We start from the raw sequence: 849 nt of genomic DNA on the forward strand, positions 1-849 counted from the left end.
ATTTAAATACCACCGTACGGTCATCATTAAGGAATACGCGGTGTTCGACAAAGTATTTCACCGCTTTGGACAGCGCGACTGTTTCGGTATCACGCCCCACCGAGACCAGGTCATCCGGCAAATAGGCATGGTCGACCCGCTGCACTTCCTGCTCGATAATCGGACCTTCGTCCAGATCACCGGTGACAAAATGTGCCGTGGCCCCGATCAGTTTGACGCCACGTTCAAAAGCCTGGTGATAAGGCTTGGCCCCTTTAAAGCCAGGCAGGAATGAATGGTGAATATTGATGGCGCGTCCTGCCAGCTGGCGGCACAGGTTGTCTGACAGGATCTGCATATAGCGCGCCAGAATCACCAGTTCGGTACCGGTTTCATCCACAATTTTCAGCAGTTCCTGTTCCTGCTGTGCTTTGGTCTCTTTGGTCACCGGCAGATAGATAAAGCGCAGGCCTTCACGTTCTGCAATCGGACGTAAATCCAGATGGTTGGACACCACTGCAGTAATCTGGAAATCCAGTTCGCCTTTATGATGGCGATACAGCAGGTTGAGGAAACAGTGATCAAATTTGCTGACCAGGATCATGACTTTCATCGGTGCGCTGCAGTCATAGAAGGTGGCCTGCATCGCGAACTGCTGTTCGACTTCGGCAAAGCTGGCTTTCAGGCTGTCAATATCGCCACTGGCGTCATTGAAACGGAAGACAATACGGGTAAAGAAATAGCCGGTGGTCTCGTCATCATACTGTGCCATTTCACTGATATAGCAGCCGTTCTGGGCAAGGCAGCCGCTGATGGCGGCAACGATGCCGGATGCAGCCGGGCAACGGATTTTTAGAATATATTGGGCTG

1 protein-coding gene is annotated in these 849 nt (G+C 51.8%); it reads right to left on the minus strand.

Translation table 11 applies throughout. The annotated features are described in order from the left end of the window. Nucleotides 1-838: formyltetrahydrofolate deformylase (gene purU / locus GTU69_RS16935; RefSeq protein ID WP_031959813.1), on the minus strand; the 838-nt coding region annotated here is incomplete at its 3' end. Nucleotides 839-849 lie beyond the last annotated feature (11 nt).

Origin of the sequence: Acinetobacter sp. SA01, from assembly GCF_011319235.1 — a bacterium.
Taxonomy (GTDB): Bacteria; Pseudomonadota; Gammaproteobacteria; order Pseudomonadales; family Moraxellaceae; genus Acinetobacter.